Consider the following 19798-nt stretch of genomic DNA (forward strand, 5'->3'; position numbering starts at 1 on the left):
AATAACACTTTTTAATTAAAAAAGTCGTTTTTTTTATTGTAATATAAAAATTTAATAGTAATTTAGCACCGAATTAAGATAATCTTCAAAAAACATAACTAAAACTACTGATAATGAAAAACCTAAAGACATCCTTTATGGGATTTGGCATTGCCGCAGCAATGCTATCGGCATGCACGTCCGGACAACAACAACCGGCAACAACCGTATCGGGACTCAACCCGACACAATTCGACTCTGTAATCAACGGCAAGAAGACTGCCTTGTTTACTCTCAAGAACAACAACGGCATGGAAGTATGCATAACCAACTTCGGCGGTCGCGTAGTATCACTATGCGTTCCTGACAAGGATGACAACCCCACCGATGTTGTGCTTGGCTACGACAATATCGCGCAGTATGCAGATATAGAAAACTCGCCAAGCGATTACGGCTCTTCTGTGGGCCGCTATGCCAACCGCATCAACCAAGGAAAGATAACCATCGACGGAAAAGAGTATCAACTGCCGCAGAACAATTTCGGCCACTGCCTTCACGGAGGCCCGACAGGATGGATGTACCAAGTATATGAGGCAGAACAACCCAATGACTCCACGCTACGCCTTACCATCGTCTCACCAGACGGCGATAACGGCTTCCCCGGCACCGTGACAGCAACAACAACATACACAGTACTGAGCAACAATACTCTTGATATCACCTTTGAGGCCACAACAGACAAGGAAACTGTGATAAACATGACCAACCATTCTTATTTCAACCTCAACGGAGATCCGGCAAACGAAGGAATGGACATGATACTATATGTCAATGCAGACAACTATACTCCAGCCGACTCCACTTATATGACCACAGGAGAAATCCTGTCTGTAGAGGGCACACCGATGGATTTCCGCAAAGCTCATGCAATCGGGGAAACCATTAATGACACAACCTTCCAGCAAATCAAGAACGCCACCGGTTACGACCACAACTGGTGTCTGAATACATATAAGGATGGAAAGGGCGACGACACGCAAGTTGCAGCTTCGCTATATTCACCAAAGACCGGCATCATGCTCGAGATGTTCACTAACGAGCCCGGAGTGCAGGTATACACAGGCAACTTCCAAGGCACCGGCATCGCATGTAAGAAAGGCATCAAATATCCCAAACACGTGTCAGTATGCCTTGAGAGCCAAAAATATCCCGACTCTCCCAACAAGAAAGACTGGCCTTCACCTTATGTAAAACCTGGCGAAAAATACTACAGCCACGTTGCATATAAATTTTCCGTAAAATAATACTGGAAAACGAATCACAAAGAAAAATAACTAAAATCAAAAAAAGACTAACCAGCCCCATTGTCTCCGTACCGGGCGTTCTCTTGCATAAGGAATTTTAGGGAGACCACATCAATATTATGGCATTTTTAGACTGGCTTGTCATTGGTGTATTCGCTGCAGCACTCATTGGCATTGTCGTATGGGTAGTGTCCCAAAAGAACAACAATTCAGCAGACTATTTCCTCGGAGGTAAAGATGCGACATGGATAGCCATCGGAGCATCTATATTCGCTTCAAACATCGGTTCTGAACATCTTATAGGCCTTGCCGGAGCAGGAGCATCGAGCGGTATGGCCATGGCCCACTGGGAAATCCAGGGATGGATGATTCTTATTCTCGGATGGGTGTTCGTACCGTTCTACTCACGCTCGATGGTATATACAATGCCTGAGTTCCTTGAGCGCCGCTACAATCCGCAGTCACGAACAATTCTTTCCGTGATATCACTCATAAGCTACGTATTGACCAAAGTTGCCGTTACTGTATATGCCGGCGGCCTGGTGTTCCAACAGGTGTTCGGCATCGAAGAACTATGGGGCATAGACTTCTTTTGGATTGCAGCTATAGGCCTCGTGCTCATCACAGCCCTATACACAATCTTCGGAGGCATGAAATCAGTACTATATACTTCAGTACTTCAGACTCCTATCCTGCTGCTCGGTTCTCTCATCATCCTTGTACTCGGTCTGAAAGAACTTGGAGGATGGGACGAAATGATGCGCATCTGCTCTATCAAGCAGGTCAATGAATATGGCGACACCATGACCAACCTGATACGCAACAACAACGACCCGAACTTCCCGTGGCTCGGTGCCCTCGTCGGCTCAGCCATCATCGGTTTCTGGTATTGGTGTACCGACCAGTTCATCGTACAGCGCGTACTTTCAGGAAAAGACGAGAAAGAAGCACGACGCGGTACTATTTTCGGTGCTTATCTGAAACTCCTGCCCGTGTTCCTGTTCCTCATTCCCGGTATGATCGCATTCGCCCTCCATCAGAAGTACACAGGCGCAGGTGCTGACGGATTCCTGCCAATGCTCAACGGCAATCCCAACGCCGACGCAGCATTCCCTACCCTCGTGGCCAAGCTGTTGCCTGCCGGTGTTAAAGGCCTCGTAGTATGTGGCATTCTCGCTGCCCTCATGAGTTCACTGGCGTCGCTGTTCAACTCATCAGCCATGCTTTTCACCATCGACTTCTACAAACGTTTCAAGCCCGAAACTCCCGAGAAGAAACTCGTAGCCATAGGCCAGGCCGCAACCGTAGTAATCGTAATCCTCGGAATCCTTTGGATACCAATAATGCGGAGTGTGGGCGACGTGCTCTACACTTATCTGCAGGACGTCCAGTCGGTACTCGCTCCTGGAATTGCCGCAGCATTCCTGCTCGGTATCTGCTGGAAACGCACATCGGCCAAAGGCGGTATGTGGGGACTCATTGCCGGTATGGTGATTGGCCTCACACGTCTTGGAGCAAAAGTATACTACAGCAACGCAGGCGATGTGGCCGACAGCACTTTCAAGTATCTGTTCTACGACCTCAACTGGCTCTTCTTCTGCGGATGGATGTTTCTGTTCTGCATTGTTGTCGTTATCGTTGTCAGCCTCATGACCGAAGCACCAAGTGCAAGCAAAATCCAGGGACTGGTATTCGGCACATCTACTCCTGAGCAACGTGCCGAGACACGCGCCAGCTGGAACAAGTGGGATGTGATACACACCGTCATCATCCTCGCCATCACAGCAGCATTTTACATTTACTTCTGGTAATAAATGAGCCTCCGCCCGGTATGAACCCAACCGTGGCGGAGGTCCAATCACGTCATACTTATCAAAGAATATATGAGCTATACAGATTCCTATACAGAAGATTCTGCTACTGAAGAGTTGAAAAAAAACTACTATTACGAACACTCCAAGGTATTAGTATCGGTGGACTGCATAATCTTTGGATTTGACGAAGGCAAACTGCGCGTACTCATCGGCCGCCGCAAACTTAATCCCGGTTACGGCCAACCGTCTCTCTATGGAGGATTCGTAAACAATAATGAAAGCATTGACGATGCAGCCAACCGTGTGTTGTTCGAGCTTACCGGCCTACGAAATCTATACATGCGACAAGTAGGCGCTTTCGGTAACGTAGACCGCGATCCTGGCGAACGAGTGATATCCATAGTATACTATGCCCTCATAAACACGAACGATTACGATGAAACACTTCGCAAGCAACACGATGTGGAATGGATCAACATAGACGAATTGCCCCGAATGTATTCCGACCATAACGAAATGGTTGCCAAGGCACGTCGTATGATGCGAGACAAAATCTCACGCGAACCCATCAGTTTCCGGCTACTGCCGAGCCTCTTCACACTGACACAATTACAGCGTCTTTATGAGGCCGTTTGCGGTGAGGAAGTGGATAAGCGTAATTTCCGCAAGCGCATAAAAGAGATGGATTTCATAGAAAAAACCGAACTGATAGACAAGACCGGATCCAAACGCGGAGCATACCTCTATCGGTTCAACAACAAAGTATACAACGAAGAACAAAATTTCAAATTATAGAATATATTATGTTGGAAGAACTCAAAGAAAAAGTATTCCGCGCCAATCTCGATCTTGTGAAGCACAACCTCGTTATATTCACATGGGGAAACGTGTCGGGAATAGACCGCGAGAAAGGTCTCGTGGTTATCAAGCCGTCCGGCGTAAGCTACGACAACATGAAAGCATCTGACATGGTCGTTGTCGACTTAAACACAGGCAAAGTGGTTGACGGCGACCTGAATCCGTCGTCAGACACACCTACACACCTCGTACTATACAGAGCTTTCCCCGAATTAGGAGGTATAGTACATACACATTCCACATATGCCACCGCATGGGCACAAGCCGGTCGCGACATCCCCAACATCGGTACAACACATGCCGACTACTTCCACGATAGCATACCATGTACCGACGACATGACCGAAGCCGAGGTTAACGGAGAATATGAACTCGAGACAGGAAATGTAATCGTGAAGCGCATCAAAGAAGGAAGCATAAATCCCGTACACACACCGGGCGTATTGGTAAAGAACCACGGTCCGTTCTCATGGGGCAAAGATGCAGACAACGCCGTATACAATGCCGTAGTAATGGAGCAAGTGGCCAAAATGGCATTCGTATCGTTCACGGTCAATCCGGAAACAACGATGAACCCGCTGCTTATCGAAAAGCACTTCAGCCGCAAGCATGGTCCCAATGCCTATTATGGACAGAAAAAGAAATAAAACAATCACTAACTAAAAACAAAAAAACTATCGCTCTTCAACAAAAGACGATAGAATACAAATTAACTATTATGATTAAAGCATTTGAAAACTACGAAGTATGGTTCGTAACCGGCGCACAGTTACTCTATGGAGGTGACGCCGTTGTACAAGTAGACGGACACTCAAAAGAAATGGTAGAAGGACTGAACAACTCCGGCCGTCTGCCAGTAAAAGTTGTATATAAAGGCACAGCCAACAGTTCTAAAGAAGTGGCCGACATCTTCGCACAGGCAAACAACGAAAAGAAATGTATCGGTGTAATCACATGGATGCACACTTTCTCACCGGCCAAAATGTGGATACACGGACTGCAGATTCTGCACAAACCCCTCCTCCACCTCCATACACAGTTCAACGAAGAGATTCCATGGGACACAATGGATATGGACTTTATGAACCTGAACCAAAGTGCTCACGGCGACCGAGAATTCGGACATATCATTTCACGCATGCGCATACGCCGTAAACTTGTTGTCGGATATTGGAAAGACCCCAAAACCCAGGAGCACATCGCTGTATGGGAACGCGTCTGCGCAGCCTGGGCCGACTCTCAGGACATGCTTATCCTCCGCTTCGGCGACCAGATGAACAATGTGGCCGTGACAGACGGAGACAAAGTGGCTGCAGAACAGGTAATGGGCTATCATGTGGATTACTGCCCGTTCAGCGAGGTGATGAAGTACTTCAACGAGGTGAAGGATGAGGATGTTGATGCACTCGTCAATGTTTATTTCAGCGACTACGATCATGATGCCGAACTGGAAGACACAACAACCGAAGGATATAAGAAAGTATGGAATGCAGCCAAGGCCGAACTAACACTGCGCGCAGTGCTTGAAGATAAAGGTGCAAAAGGCTTCACAACAAACTTCGATGACTTGGGTGATGCAAACGTAGAGCAGACCGGTCTCGGATTTGACCAGATTCCCGGACTGGCTTCCCAGCGGATGATGGCCGAAGGATATGGATTCGGTGCCGAAGGCGACTGGAAGTCTGCTGCACTTTACCGTTCTGTATGGGTGATGAATCAGGGACTTCAAGGCGGATGCTCGTTCCTCGAAGATTACACGCTCAACTTCAACGGCGAGCAGAGTGCTATACTCCAATCACACATGCTTGAGGTTTGTCCGCTCATCGCTACCGCACGCCCGCGTCTTGAAGTACACTTCCTCGGCATTGGCATACGCAAAAGTCTCACCGCACGTCTTGTCTTCACGTCAAAAGTAGGCAAAGGCGTAACAGCGACAGTTGTGGACATGGGCAACCGTTTCCGCCTCATAGTAAACGATGTTGACTGCATAGAACCAAAACCGCTGCCCAAACTTCCCGTGGCATCAGCACTGTGGATTCCACAACCTAACTTCGAAGTTGGTGCAGGATGCTGGATATATGCCGGCGGAACACACCATAGCTGTTTCTCATACGATCTGACCGACGAGTATTGGCAGGATTATGCCGAGATAGCCGGCATCGAGTGCCTTATCATCAACAACGATACTACAGTAGACAACTTCCGTCGTGAACTCCGGGTGAACGAGGTTTACTATATGCTCAACAAGGCTCTCTGCTAATAAACGAACAAATATATATCATGAATCACGGAGACACAGAAGCACAGAGAAGACAACATTCCACTTGCCTCAGTGTCTCCGTGGTCTTTATAAACACAGCAAAACCATGAATATAGAAGCAAAGAAAACCATAGAGTCCGGCAAAGCCATACTTGGAATCGAATTCGGCTCGACAAGAATAAAAGCCGTCCTGATAGACGAGAACAACAAACCCATAGCCCAAGGTAGCCATGAATGGGAGAACCAACTCGTTGACGGTCTGTGGACATACAGCATTGAAGCTATATGGAACGGAGTACAGAATTGCTATGCTGACCTGCGTGCCAACGTAAAAAAAGACTATGATACCGACATCGAGATACTGGCAGCCATAGGTATAAGTGCCATGATGCACGGATATATGGCTTTTGACGACAAGCAGCAGATACTCGTGCCTTTCCGCACATGGCGCAACACCAACACCGCCCAGGCCGCCGCAGAGCTATCGGAACTTTTTGTGTACAACATTCCGCTGCGTTGGAGCATCTCCCACCTGTATCAGGCCATACTTAACAACGAAGAACATGTGGACAACATAGACTTCCTTACTACGCTCGCCGGATACATCCACTGGCAAATAACGGGCATGAAAGTGCTCGGAATCGGTGATGCCTCGGGAATGCTGCCAATCGACCCTGATACAAAAAACTATTCAGCCGAAATGGTGGCAAAGTTTGACAAACTCACAGCCCCGAAGAAATTCCGATGGAAGCTGACCGACATTCTTCCCAAGGTATTACAAGCCGGCGAAAATGCCGGATTCCTTACCGAAGAAGGTGCCAAGAAACTCGACATATCCGGCCATCTCAAACCCGGCATCCCCGTTTGTCCGCCTGAAGGCGATGCAGGCACAGGCATGGTAGCCACAAATGCCGTACGTCAGCGCACAGGCAATGTGTCGGCCGGAACATCATCATTCTCCATGATTGTTCTCGAAAAAGACCTGTCACGTCCTTACGAAATGATTGATATGGTGACCACACCCGACGGCAGTCCTGTTGCAATGGTCCACTGTAACAACTGTACATCCGATCTCAACGCATGGGTCGGCCTGTTCCGTGAATATCAGGAACTGTTGGGTATACCGGCAGACATGAACATGATTTACGAGAAACTATACAACAATGCCCTCAACGGCGATGCCGACTGTGGCGGACTCGTTTCCTACAACTATATATCGGGAGAGCCCGTTACAGGTCTTGCCGAAGGACGTCCGATGTTCGTGCGTTCCGCCAATGACAAGTTTAATCTTGCCAACTTCATGCGCGCCAATCTGTACGCGTCTGTCGGTGTGCTGAAAATAGGAAACGACATTCTCTTCAATGATGAGAAGGTGAAGGTGGACCGCATCACCGGACACGGAGGCCTCTTCAAGACCCGGGGTGTAGGTCAGCGCATACTTGCCGCAGCCATCAACTCACCTATCTCCGTTATGGAAACAGCCGGTGAGGGCGGCGCATGGGGTATAGCCCTGCTCGGTTCTTATCTGGTGAACAACGAAAATAACCTTTCGCTCGCCGACTATCTCGACCAAACGATATTCGCCGGAAACACCGGCGTGGAAATCGCACCAACGGACGAGGATGTCGCCGGATTCAACGCATACATCGAAAACTACAAGGCATGCCTGCCCATAGAGGAAGCTGCCGTGAAATACAAGAAATAACATACCGTAACGTCATTATGGCCAGATGACACTGTCACTACGGCCTAATGACATTTTCACACGGTCAAAATGATACCGTCACTCCGCCAAGTGACAACCGGACAACAGTTATTTCGGGAAAATACCTATATATTCGTATTATAATAAAGCATAATGAAAGAAATACAATGAAGAAACTACTCACTACACTTACTGTGATTACGGCATTGTCGACATCGGCAATGGCCGACAACGCCACAGCCACTATCCATGTCAGCCAAGGCAACCAGAAGATATACAAAGAGATTTACGGACAATTTGCCGAACATCTGGGTTCATGCATCTACGGTGGTCTTTGGGTTGGAGAGAACTCACAGATACCCAACATCAACGGCTACCGCAAGGATGTGTTTGACGCCCTGAAAGCATTGCAGATTCCCGTACTGCGCTGGCCCGGCGGATGTTTTGCCGACGAGTATCACTGGATGGACGGTATCGGCCCAAAAGACAAACGCCCCAAGATGCAGAACAACAACTGGGGAGGCACTATAGAAGACAACTCGTTCGGAACTCACGAGTTTCTCAACCTCTGCGAAATGTTAGGATGCGAGCCGTACATCAGCGGCAATGTTGGCAGCGGCTCCGTAGAGGAACTTGCTAAATGGGTGGAGTATATGACGAGTAACGGCGATACCCCAATGGCCAAGCTGCGCCGCCAGAACGGCCGCGACAAGGCATGGAAAATAAAATTCCTCGGAGTAGGCAACGAGAGTTGGGGATGCGGTGGCAACATGCGCCCCGAATACTATGCCGACCTTTACCGCCGCTATTCCGTATACTGCCGCGAATACGACGGAACGAGACTCTACAAGATTGCCAGCGGAGCGAGTGATTATGACTACGACTGGACGAAAGTGCTTATGAACAACGTCGGACACCGCATGAACGGACTGTCACTCCACTACTATACAGTGACAGGATGGAGCGGCTCGAAAGGTTCGGCTCTGAAGTTCAACGATGACGAATACTACTGGACAATGGGCAAATGTCTCGGCATTGAGGATGTTATCAACAAGCATGCCGCCATCATGGACAAGAAAGACCCCAAGAAGCAGATAGGACTGCTCGTGGACGAATGGGGCACATGGTGGGACGAAGAACCAGGCACTGTCTCCGGACATCTCTACCAGCAGAACTCCATGCGCGATGCCTTTGTAGCCGCTCTGTCGCTCAATGTGTTCCACCGCCATACCGACCGTGTGCGCATGGCCAACATAGCCCAAGTGGTCAACGTTCTTCAGTCGATGATACTCACCGACCAGAAAGGAACCGGACACATGGTGCTCACACCTACATATCACGTGTTTGAAATGTATAAGGGCTTTCAGGAAGCCACATACCTCCCGATGGACTTCAAATGTGACAGCATCATGGTACGCGGTGACCAACACGCCAAAAACGGCCGCAAAATAGCCCTTCTCAACACTTCGGCTGCCAAGCAGACCGACGGTTCTGTCATAATATCATTGGCCAACATAAGTCTTGACAAGGCACAGAAAATAGACATCAATCTTGACGGATTCACAGGCAAGACAGTTACCGGACGAATACTTGCATGCAAGAGCATCACCGATTTTAACGACTTTGAACATCCTAAAACAGTAAAACCAGCCGACTTCAAGGGAGCCAAACTTAAGAAGAACGTATTGACAGCTGAGATTCCAGCCAAATCAATCGTCGTTCTCAATATAAAATAGTATTTTTGTGACATATATATTCTGACAAACATAGATTTATTTAAATCTGAAAAATATGAACGATAAGAATCTTATGAAGAAAGCGGCTGACAATATCCGTATTCTCGCCGCTTCAATGGTAGAAAAAGCCAACTCGGGACATCCGGGTGGTGCAATGGGAGGAGCCGACTTTATCAATGTGCTCTTCTCCGAGTTCTTGGTTTACGATCCCGAGAACCCCAATTGGGAAGGACGCGACCGTTTCTTCCTGGATCCGGGTCACATGTCACCGATGCTCTATTCGGCTCTTGCATTGCAGGGCAAGTTTACACTTGATGAGCTGAAAGAGTTCCGTCAGTGGGATTCCCCCACACCGGGACACCCAGAGCGTGATCTCGCACGCGGCATCGAAAACACCAGTGGCCCACTCGGACAGGGCCATACCTTCGGTGCAGGTGCAGCCATAGCCGAGAAATTCCTCGAGGCACGTCTCGGCAAGGAAGCTATGCAGCATAAGATTTACGCTTACATCTCCGACGGTGGCGTTGAAGAGGAGATATCGCAGGGCACAGGCCGCATAGCCGGTATCCTCGGTCTGAACAACCTCATAATGTTCTACGACTCCAATGATATCCAGCTGTCTACTCCTACAAACGTAGTGATGAAAGAAGACACCGAAGCCAAATACAAGGCATGGGGATGGAACGTGATAACATGCAACGGTAACGATGCCGACGAAATCCGCGAGGCCCTTAAGGCTGCACAGAAAGAGGAGAAACGCCCGACACTGATAATCGGCAAAACAATCATGGGCAAGGGCGCGCTGCGTGCCGACGGCACAAGCTATGAGGCTTGCATCAATACTCACGGTGCACCTCTCGGCGGCGACGCTTATGTAAACACTATAAAGAATCTTGGAGGCAATCCGGAAAATCCGTTCGTTATATTCCCCGAGGTAGAAAAACTGTATGCCGACCGTCGCAATGAGTTGAAGAAAATCGTTGCAGAGCGTCATGCTGCCGAGGCTGAATGGGCAAAGTCTAATCCGGAAAAGGCCGCTTTACTGAAAGAGTGGTTCAGCGGCAATGCTCCCAAGGTGGACTGGAGCGCTCTTGTACAGAAAGAGAACTCTGCCACACGTGCAGCCAGTGCAGCCTGCTTGGGAGTGCTGGCCGAGCAGGTACCCAACATGATATGCGCATCTGCCGACCTGTCCAACTCGGACAAGACCGACGGTTTCCTGAAGAAGACAACATCACTTCAGGCAGACGATTTCAATGGTGCATTCTTCCAGGCCGGTGTTGCCGAACTTACCATGGCATGCATGTGCATCGGCATGTATCTGCACGGCGGTGTAATCCCCGCCTGCGGAACGTTCTTCGTATTCTCCGACTACATGAAACCCGCTGTCCGCATGGCTGCTCTGATGGAAGTGCCCATCAAGTTCATCTGGACTCACGACGCATTCCGTGTGGGTGAAGACGGCCCAACCCATGAGCCGGTAGAGCAGGAAGCCCAGATTCGCTTGATGGAGAAACTGAAGAATCACCATGGCAAAGACAGTGTACGCGTATTCCGCCCGGCCGATGCCGACGAGACAACCGTATGCTGGGCCATGGCTATGGAAAATGTGGAGACACCTACAGCTCTCATATTCTCACGTCAGAACATCACAAAACTTCCCGCAGGCAACGACTACGAGCAAGCCCGCAAAGGTGCATATGTAGTTGCCGGATCCGACGATAACTTCGACGTTATTCTGCTTGCCAGCGGCTCTGAGGTTTCCACACTCGTTGCCGGTGCCGAACTGTTGCGCAAAGATGACATCAAGATTCGCATCGTGAGCGTGCCGTCGGAAGGTCTCTTCCGCAACCAGAGCAAGGAGTATCAGGAAAGCATTCTGCCTGCAGGTTCCAAGATATTCGGTATGACGGCCGGTCTGCCCGTGACTCTCGAAGGTCTCGTAGGAGCTAACGGACGCGTTTGGGGTATGCCGAGTTTCGGATTCTCAGCACCCTACAAAGTGCTTGACGAGAAACTTGGTTACACAGGAGACAACGTTTACAAGCAGGTTAAGGCCTTTTTGGCTGAATAATATACCAACCCTTTGAAAACAGACAAGGGCACGAATCATACATACCGCACGGACTCTGAAAACCTTAAGAAAAAGCGACGTCCGTATAATCTGTATGACTTGTGCCCTTGATTTAAGTACTTTCATACATTACCACTATGGAAATAAAAACAGTTGGAATAGCAAGTGACCACGCAGGATATCCACTGAAGAAATTCGTTATCCAGTATCTCGAGGAACATGGATATCCATACAAAGACTACGGTACATACAGCGATCTTAGCTGCGACTACAGCGATTTCGGCCATGCACTGGCCGAAGGCATAGAGAAAGGAGAGGTTTATCCCGGTATCGGTATCTGCGGCAGCGGAGAAGGTATAAACATGACACTCAACAAGCACCAAGGCGTACGTGCCGGACTTGCATGGATTCCGGAGATAGCCCACCTTATCCGCCAGCATAACGATGCCAACGTTCTCGTCATGCCAGGGCGCTTCATTGACAACAAGACGGCCGGGAATATTATGGATGAGTTTTTCAGTGTGCCGTTTGAAGGCGGACGCCACCAACGGCGCGTAGAAAAGATGCCTATACAGAAATAAGTCTTGCGGAAAAGTTGTCAACGCTTATGATATAAGTTGAATGAATCGCTTTAAAACTTTATAATCCCAAAGTGGGTGTTGCAATTCAATTCTGCAACACCCACTTTGGGATTAACATATACAGTCATACTTACAAGCGAGCCGCACCCATACTTTACTGCTTGAAAATCAATGTAGCGAAAGCCCGCAGACGGGTGGCCTTACCAAAATCGGGATTTCCTTTCACACAATAGCTCGATATTGTACCTTCATCCGTAACATAAAAGAATGATAAATCCGGAACAATTGTTTCGGCTCCTGCTCCTTTCAACACTTTGTTTATCTTATCATAACCGGAAACCACAGCCTTTACCTCCTCCAGCGAGGGCAATCGCCATCTTTCTATACCATCAACGGCAAGCTCTGCAATTGCCTGACTGACAGCTGAGGAAACCGAAGTCTGATCACCGGCATCAAATTGCAAACCAAACTTATTCGTGCCCGACATCAATACAACAGTAATGCTGCCATCGCCATTCTTACTGTTCGACAAGACATAGCAGCCTTCATACATTGTTCCCGCAAACGGAGCTTCACCTTCAATGACATTCTCTCCCCCAGGAACAGTTCCCGTGCCGGACGAGCCATCCTCATTGAAACTGAAACTGATAATGCGTTCACCGGCCCACTCCGCTCCTGTCATTGTGCCGGAGAGCAATATCCCTTCCTTAGATATATAGGTGCCTTCTATCCTTATCCTGTAATTGGCTTTCAAGCCGTTGCTGAACGAGTACGAATAGCTCTTTGTACCCTCGGCATCGGTCATACGCACTGTAACCGTTGTATTTCCGGAAGCCTCAAGCAGATAAATTCCATCCGTATTCTTCCACACACCGGTGCCAGACTCGTTTGTCAGTGTCACTGTACGTGATCCGTTTATCCCGCTATACGTACCGTCAAGACATAGATTTTCGTATAGCGGAGCTATCGTAACTGAAACTCCAGTCACAGTCTCCGGAACATTGCTTATCTTCACCTCCTGCATCATCATGACCTTACGCTCAAGTGACAGATCAAGCTTATTTGTCTCACCGGCCAATATCACCACCGAATTTTTCGCATACATCAAGTCCGCATGCTCCTTTCCCTGCTTAAGACTTATCACAGATTCCATTTTAGCATCTTCCAATGAAGGAAGAACATAATCGCTTCCTGCACCAGCTACCGCACAGACATGATACATGCCCTCCATAAGTTTCAATTTCAATACATCACCGGCCTTATCTAAAACAGAAACCGATTTACAAATGCCGGACACATCAAATATATAAACAGTAACCGGATAACTCACCTTCAAATCAGTACCGTCACCAACTTCAGCACGAGTACTAACAATCAAGGTACTGTTAGCTTCAACACTTTCCTCACTCTCCAACATAACATCTTTAGAACAAGATGTCAAACATATTGCCATTATAACAAATGACAATGCAAACGATTCAAAAAACTTACACTTCATCAGGATTTATATATTTTTCGTATTTAATGTTAACTTTGACAAAGGTACGGATAATAATCCGTATAATCAACTTTTAAATAAGAAAAAAAATGATAAAGTTAATTTTTAAAATATGAAATAATATCAAACTTCCTTTTGTTCTTCCACAACTACCTTTATTTTGGATATTCTTCGCTCATCCATATCCAATACTTCAAAAGTGAAGCCCTTATAAGATATGCGCTCGTGAAGAGCAGGAAACTCACCCTTTATCTCCAACAAAAGACCGGCAAGAGTATCGGCATCACAATTCTCATCCATAAAATCATCGGCATCAACCTTCATGATTTTATAGAAATCGCTCAGAAGAATCTTTCCCTCAAAGACAAAAGTATTGCTGTTCACACAAACATAACTCTTTTCATCTTCATCATATTCGTCGTTTATCTCACCGACTATCTCTTCAAGGATATCCTCCAAAGTCACAATTCCGCTCGTACCGCCAAACTCATCGACGACAACAGCTATATGCACCTTGTTTTCCTGAAAGTCACGCAACAAGTCGTCAATCTTTTTCGTTTCGGGAACGAAATAAGGTGGGCGGATAAGCGACTGCCAACGAAAATTAGCAGGTTTGCCAAGATGGGGCAACAAGTCCTTTATATACAATATACCGCGTATGTTATCGATATTATCCTGATATACAGGTATTCTTGAATAGTTATTGTCTACAATACATTTTAATACCTCAGGAAAAGACGATTTAAAATCAAGATCGATTACATCCTGTCTACTCGTCATTATCTCCTTTGCCGTCTCATCGCCAAAACGCACAATGCCCTCAAGCAGTTTCTTCTCTTCTTTTATATCCTCCTTATCGGTAAGTTCGAGAGCCTGCTCAAGATCATCGACACTGAGCACATGATTTTCCTTTTGCATTACCTTCTCGGCCAACATGCCCGAACGAATCAGCACTGTCTCGAAAGGATAGAACAATTTGCGACAGAACAATATGCCGTTGACCGTCATACGACAAAAGCGCAAAGGATTCTGGCTGCAATATATTTTGGGCATAATCTCTCCGAACAGAAGCAGAATAAATGTCAGAAGAACTGTAATACAAATGAATTGCAACCAATAAGCATTACCAAAATCAATCAGATGGGCAAAGAAATAATTACACAACATGATTATGGTCACATTGACAAGATTGTTCGTTATTAGGATTGTTGCCAATGTACGCTCAGAATCATCCCTAAGCTGCATTATCTTGACATCGCCATCAGACTTCTCCTCTGCCAATTCGTCAATATCGTTAGGAGAAAGCGAAAAAATAGCAATCTCCGAACCGGATGCAAATCCGGAAGCCACTAAAAGCACACATGCCAAAAGACCTGAGATGACAACACCAATAGTAGGTGCCATGAAATGCACCTGGCTCAACACCTGTTCAATATCCACCATCTGCCATTATATTCTATTTAACATCAGCAGCCGACTTATTGTCTGCAACCGATTTAGGTGTAAGCATCTCCATGTTCTCTGCCCACACCTCAGTTATGCTATATCGTTTGCCATGCTTGTCGTCATAAGTAGTATAGCGAAGCCTCCCTTCTACATAAAGTTTATCTCCTTTATGCACATACTTCTCAACTATCTCTGCAAGACGCCTCCACATCACTATATTATGCCAATCCGTACGGTCCGGCACCTGAGTGCCATTCTGAAGAGTATACCCTCTCTCCGTGGTAGCAAGAGAAAAACGTGCCACAGCTACCCCATGGTCAACGTATCTGATCTCCGGTTCCTTGCCGACATTACCGATAAGCATCACCTTGTTCATAACATAAATACAGACTTATATATTCCCAATGCCACACATACTACTTGCAAAGCCCAAGGAAACGGAACCTGAAGTTCTTACCCTTTGCCGAAGGAAACTGACTTCGGGAGTCTACACGCTGGCGCAGATGATCGATAATCCTGTTATAGCAATCTATACCGGATGCAGCTTTACACTGAGCCACAAAGTGAGTATCCCGATACTGAAATTTTCCTGTACCCGGCACCTGAAGCACACGCTTGAAATCAACAGCTCCCTCATACCATCCGAATTGGTCCTCATTCAGCCGCGATATTGCCGATGAAAGCATTCTGCTACGTTCGTCAGACGACACCGGAGTATGCAATGCACGTTTCTCCTTGAAATCAAGCATTGTGGCAGCTTCGGTCTTTATTATTATGAAATATATGCGAGGACGAATCTTGTAACGTTTCGGATAATACACATCGCTGGCTACATATTCACGTATGTCAGCCTCAAGCATAGGATTCATACCTATTTCATCAATATTGCATAAGAAAGATATGGCATCATCAACATTGGTAACCAAAATCTCCCTGTCGAAATATCTTAAATATAAATTCATTTGAATTGTTGTTTTCCTAAAATAACCCTAAAAATAGTTTTTCTGAAACATTCAAAAAACGAGCGGAAAACGGGACTCGAACCCGCGACCCCAACCTTGGCAAGGTTGTGCTCTACCAACTGAGCTATTTCCGCAACAATAAAAAGAGTGAAGAGGAGGAGACTCGAACTCCCACGTCGCAATTGACACTACCCCCTCAAAGTAGCGCGTCTACCAATTCCGCCACCTCTCCAACACTTACTCATGTTGAATAAAAAAGAGTGCCCAAGACAGGACTCGAACCTGCACATCTCTCGACACACGCACCTGAAACGTGCGCGTCTACCAATTCCGCCACTTGGGCAAATTTCATTGAAACCAGCTTCCAACACTCTTTTTTGTTCAAAATGTGAGCGGAAAACGGGACTCGAACCCGCGACCCCAACCTTGGCAAGGTTGTGCTCTACCAACTGAGCTATTTCCGCATTCATCCTGACTGTCAGGAGCATCTCTCTCGATTGCGGTTGCAAAGGTAGCTATTTTTTCCGAACCGCCAAAACTTTTCAGCATTTTTTTTGCTAAAAGCGCCTAATCCATCCGTTTTTTATAGTCATCATAGCCGAATCGGCGCAAAATTTCCACTTCACCGTCCAAACGGAGTATTCCGATAGCCGGATGTGTTATACCGTTGAACATATTCGTCTTCACAGTAGTATAATGTATCATATCCTCAAAAACCACACGGTCACCCGGCTTCAGCGGAACATCAAACCGCCACGCCCCCATGAAATCGCCCGAAAGACAACTGTTACCGCCAAGACGATATGTGCAATCCTCTGCAGCAGCCTCCATCGGCCGTTGTTCGGTTCCGCGCACTTCTGGCTGATACGGCATTTCCAAACAATCAGGCATATGACACGTAAAACTGACATCAAGTATTGCCGTCTTTATGCCACGGTCCTCAACAACATCCACCACCTGCGCCACAAGTGGCCCCGTCTGCCATGCAAAAGCACTGCCCGGTTCCAATATTATCTTCAGATCAGGATAACGACGATGCAGTCCCGTCAACAGTTCCACCAACAAATCCACATCATAGTCACACCGGGTCATCAGATGACCGCCTCCAAAGTTCATCCATTTCAATTGCGGCATCCATCGTCCGAACTTTTCCTCTATATGAACAAGCGTACGCTGAAACACATCGGCCCCACTCTCACAGTGGCAATGACAATGAAACCCCTCTACACCGTCTGGCAGCACATCCGGCAGTCTGTCGGCTGTAATTCCGAAACGTGTGCCGGGAGCACACGGATTATACAGCAGCGTGCCCACCTCCGAGTACTCCGGATTTACACGAAGACCACACGACACATTTGGATTCACATCGCGTACACGCCGGCCGAAACGCTCCAGCTGAGCGAGCGAGTTGAACGTGATGTGACTTGAGCAACGTGCAATGTCGTCAATCTCACTATCAGTATATGCAGGAGAATAAGTATGGGCAGGAGCTCCGAACTCCTCTGCCGCCAGACGTGCCTCACACAGCGAACTGGCTGTGGTCGAACCTATATATTCGCGGAATATGTGAAAAGTCTTCCACAGGGCAAACGCCTTGAAAGCCAAAATTATCTCCACATCAGCCCGCCGGGCCACATCGGCTATCAGCTCCAGATTGCGGCGCAAGCGCTCCTCCTCTATTATATATATAGGTGTGTCTATGTTGCCGAATGTATTGTTCATTGCTTTTCAGTGATTATACAACCTGATTGTCTTGATTATCCTGACCATCCTGATTGTCCGTATTCTCCTTTTTCATCCTCGACTTCATCGTGCGCAAGGCACTTAACGTCAGTCCCATTATTGCCAAGATATCTTCTTCCGTCTTCCCCATATCCAGAAGCATGTTATAAAAAAGCATAGATTGTGACAAAGACGACTGGCGGGCAAACTCAGGCTTTATGGTCTTGTAATACTCGATAAACAGGTCACGCTCTTCCTTGGTCCACGCCACCATCTTTCCTCCACTATACAGAATTTTCCATAACTCGTGCCCCTTTGCCACACGCTCAGCCATACACTGCTGCGCCTCTTCAATATTGCGGTCGTGACGCTTCTCCATATTCTTCATGTTGCGACGCAGGTTGTCAGCCGCGCGCTTGTATTCTTGCTCCTTGTCGGCAAGCTTCTCTATCCTACGCGCAGCGACAGCTGCCTCTTTTTCATAATCTGTTATCTTGTCCTGTTGGCTGCTTATCTGTTCCTGCTGGTCATTTATCTGCTCTTGTTGCCCGTCTATAATCAATTTCGCCTTACGACGTTTCCGAACATTATAATACACAACAATACAAGAACCGACCAACAGCACAACAACAATCACTGATGCCGTTATGGATATTTCCGAAATCTTGTCTTTTGAATTTTGAGAATCCTTTTGGGCTTTAAACCTATGTTGGGCTTCCTTTATACTGTCGTTATCCCATTTACGTTGCAGACTGTCACTCATAGCTATCACACGTTTCGACAGCCTTGCAGCCTCGTCTGTCTCCCCTACAAGGTGCTTTAGCTCGCTCATGTCGTTGAGCAGATTTACCTCCATCTGCAAGTCGTCATCACATATCTCCAGGCCGCGTTTCAAGCTCCGTTCTGCCTCATTCATATTTTTCTCCGCTATATATATATCGGACAAAACACGATAAGTACTGGCCAACTCTTTTATCTTCAAAGACTGAAAGGCATAATCTTTGGCTTTCTCTGTTCCAATGATTGCATAGTCATTTGCCATATTTGCCAAAAATACCGCCCTATCTTTCTCCGGTATATATGGAATAAGTGGAGGGCATTTGTCTTTATAATACCGGGCACTGTCATCCATATCTAAACTTTCATAAATGACCATCAAACTTGTGAGACTGTACAACAACCGTTCTTTATCATCTGACAACTCAGCATATTTTACAGCTTGCTTACCATGTACAAGCGCTAAAACAGACTCTCCTCCATATAAGTTCCAATTTGCCAATATATTTTCTATTCTACTTTTCAGTACATAATCATCAATATCTTTTGAATATTCCTCCGCTTCTTTCAGGTATACCACACCTTCTTTCAACAGTCCCCGCTTATAAACTATACGCCCCTTATAATAGTATGAGCGCGTAAGTTTCTCTTTATCGTTCCGGGCCTTGTAATAGTCTATACTATAATTTATAAGAGAGTCGTTTTCCGGAATGTTTCCCAAACGGAATTCTATCTGATAGCTCAACATGTTATAATAGGCCAACACACTCTTGTCGTCCACATCCTCTATACTCAGCCCGCCTATCACAGTTTTAGCCGAATCTATAAGATCCTTCCCTATCAGGGAGTCTATCGTTTCCAGATTTTTGTGGGTAGCATTTTTGCCACATCCCCAAACAACGGACGCGAAGATTAGTAATATAAATAGTTTCTTCATTTTTTATCATTAAAAATTTTGCCGCAAAATTATATATTTTCAATCAAAATGCCAAATATTACGGCCTGCATTTGTTACAATTTCACCCCGTTTTGATGTCGCAATTTTAAATAAAGCATTGATATTCAAGATTTTGCTAAAAGTG

Annotated in this window: 15 protein-coding genes and 4 tRNA genes; 9 read left to right on the forward strand and 10 right to left on the reverse strand. The window is 46.8% G+C overall.

Annotation, left to right across the window (positions count from 1 at the left end; genetic code table 11):
* Positions 1-113: 113 nt before the first annotated feature.
* The 9 genes from HPS55_RS05825 (at position 114) to HPS55_RS05865 (ending at position 12311) form a co-directional block, all read left to right on the forward strand.
* Positions 114-1283 (forward strand): aldose epimerase family protein, encoded by a 1170-nt coding sequence (locus tag HPS55_RS05825; protein ID WP_172175228.1) that lies wholly within the window; start codon positions 114-116, stop codon positions 1281-1283.
* Positions 1284-1402: 119 nt separating this feature from the next.
* The gene (locus HPS55_RS05830; protein ID WP_172175226.1) at positions 1403-3094 is read left to right on the forward strand and encodes a sodium:solute symporter; all 1692 of its coding nucleotides are present in this window, start codon (positions 1403-1405) and stop codon (positions 3092-3094) included.
* 72 nt (positions 3095-3166) lie between these two features.
* Complete coding sequence (locus HPS55_RS05835; protein WP_172175224.1) at positions 3167-3892, forward strand: NUDIX hydrolase; 726 nt, start codon at positions 3167-3169, stop codon at positions 3890-3892.
* Between the two features lie 8 nt (positions 3893-3900).
* Positions 3901-4602: an L-ribulose-5-phosphate 4-epimerase gene (locus HPS55_RS05840; protein WP_172175222.1), complete on the forward strand. Its 702-nt coding sequence runs from the start codon at positions 3901-3903 to the stop codon at positions 4600-4602.
* A gap of 71 nt (positions 4603-4673) precedes the next feature.
* Positions 4674-6215: an L-arabinose isomerase gene (araA, locus tag HPS55_RS05845; RefSeq protein ID WP_172175220.1), complete on the forward strand. Its 1542-nt coding sequence runs from the start codon at positions 4674-4676 to the stop codon at positions 6213-6215.
* Between the two features lie 106 nt (positions 6216-6321).
* Positions 6322-7920: a xylulokinase gene (locus HPS55_RS05850; protein ID WP_172175218.1), complete on the forward strand. Its 1599-nt coding sequence runs from the start codon at positions 6322-6324 to the stop codon at positions 7918-7920.
* Positions 7921-8087: 167 nt separating this feature from the next.
* Positions 8088-9656: an alpha-N-arabinofuranosidase gene (locus HPS55_RS05855; RefSeq protein ID WP_172175215.1), complete on the forward strand. Its 1569-nt coding sequence runs from the start codon at positions 8088-8090 to the stop codon at positions 9654-9656.
* Between the two features lie 55 nt (positions 9657-9711).
* A complete protein-coding gene (locus HPS55_RS05860) occupies positions 9712-11730 on the forward strand; it encodes a transketolase family protein (RefSeq protein WP_172175212.1) in 2019 nt (672 codons plus the stop codon).
* A gap of 137 nt (positions 11731-11867) precedes the next feature.
* A complete protein-coding gene (locus HPS55_RS05865; RefSeq protein ID WP_172175209.1) occupies positions 11868-12311 on the forward strand; it encodes an RpiB/LacA/LacB family sugar-phosphate isomerase in 444 nt (147 codons plus the stop codon).
* Positions 12312-12465: 154 nt separating this feature from the next.
* Here HPS55_RS05865 and HPS55_RS05870 read toward each other — a convergent pair whose 3' ends face one another.
* The 10 genes from HPS55_RS05870 to HPS55_RS05915 form a co-directional block, all read right to left on the reverse strand.
* Positions 12466-13557: a FimB/Mfa2 family fimbrial subunit gene (locus HPS55_RS05870; protein ID WP_172175206.1), complete on the reverse strand. Its 1092-nt coding sequence runs from the start codon at positions 13555-13557 to the stop codon at positions 12466-12468.
* 375 nt (positions 13558-13932) lie between these two features.
* Positions 13933-15252 (reverse strand): gliding motility-associated protein GldE, encoded by a 1320-nt coding sequence (gene gldE / locus HPS55_RS05875; protein WP_172175203.1) that lies wholly within the window; start codon positions 15250-15252, stop codon positions 13933-13935.
* Positions 15253-15265: 13 nt separating this feature from the next.
* Positions 15266-15631 carry a single-stranded DNA-binding protein gene (locus HPS55_RS05880; RefSeq protein WP_172175200.1) on the reverse strand — a complete coding sequence of 122 codons (366 nt, stop codon included), beginning with the start codon at positions 15629-15631 and terminating at the stop codon, positions 15266-15268.
* Positions 15632-15671: 40 nt separating this feature from the next.
* A complete protein-coding gene (locus HPS55_RS05885; RefSeq protein WP_172175197.1) occupies positions 15672-16217 on the reverse strand; it encodes a hypothetical protein in 546 nt (181 codons plus the stop codon).
* A gap of 61 nt (positions 16218-16278) precedes the next feature.
* Positions 16279-16351, reverse strand: a tRNA-Gly gene (locus tag HPS55_RS05890).
* A 14-nt stretch (positions 16352-16365) separates the two neighbouring features.
* Positions 16366-16449, reverse strand: a tRNA-Leu gene (locus tag HPS55_RS05895).
* 29 nt (positions 16450-16478) lie between these two features.
* Positions 16479-16560 (reverse strand) — tRNA-Leu (locus tag HPS55_RS05900).
* A 48-nt stretch (positions 16561-16608) separates the two neighbouring features.
* Positions 16609-16681: transfer RNA gene (locus HPS55_RS05905), tRNA-Gly, on the reverse strand.
* A gap of 103 nt (positions 16682-16784) precedes the next feature.
* A complete protein-coding gene (nspC, locus tag HPS55_RS05910) occupies positions 16785-17939 on the reverse strand; it encodes a carboxynorspermidine decarboxylase (RefSeq protein WP_172175194.1) in 1155 nt (384 codons plus the stop codon).
* Between the two features lie 13 nt (positions 17940-17952).
* Positions 17953-19653: a coiled-coil domain-containing protein gene (locus HPS55_RS05915; RefSeq protein WP_172324748.1), complete on the reverse strand. Its 1701-nt coding sequence runs from the start codon at positions 19651-19653 to the stop codon at positions 17953-17955.
* Positions 19654-19798: the final 145 nt, after the last annotated feature.

Origin of the sequence: Xylanibacter rodentium (assembly GCF_013166575.1) — a bacterium.
In the GTDB taxonomy this organism is placed as follows: Bacteria; Bacteroidota; Bacteroidia; order Bacteroidales; family Bacteroidaceae; genus Prevotella; species Prevotella rodentium.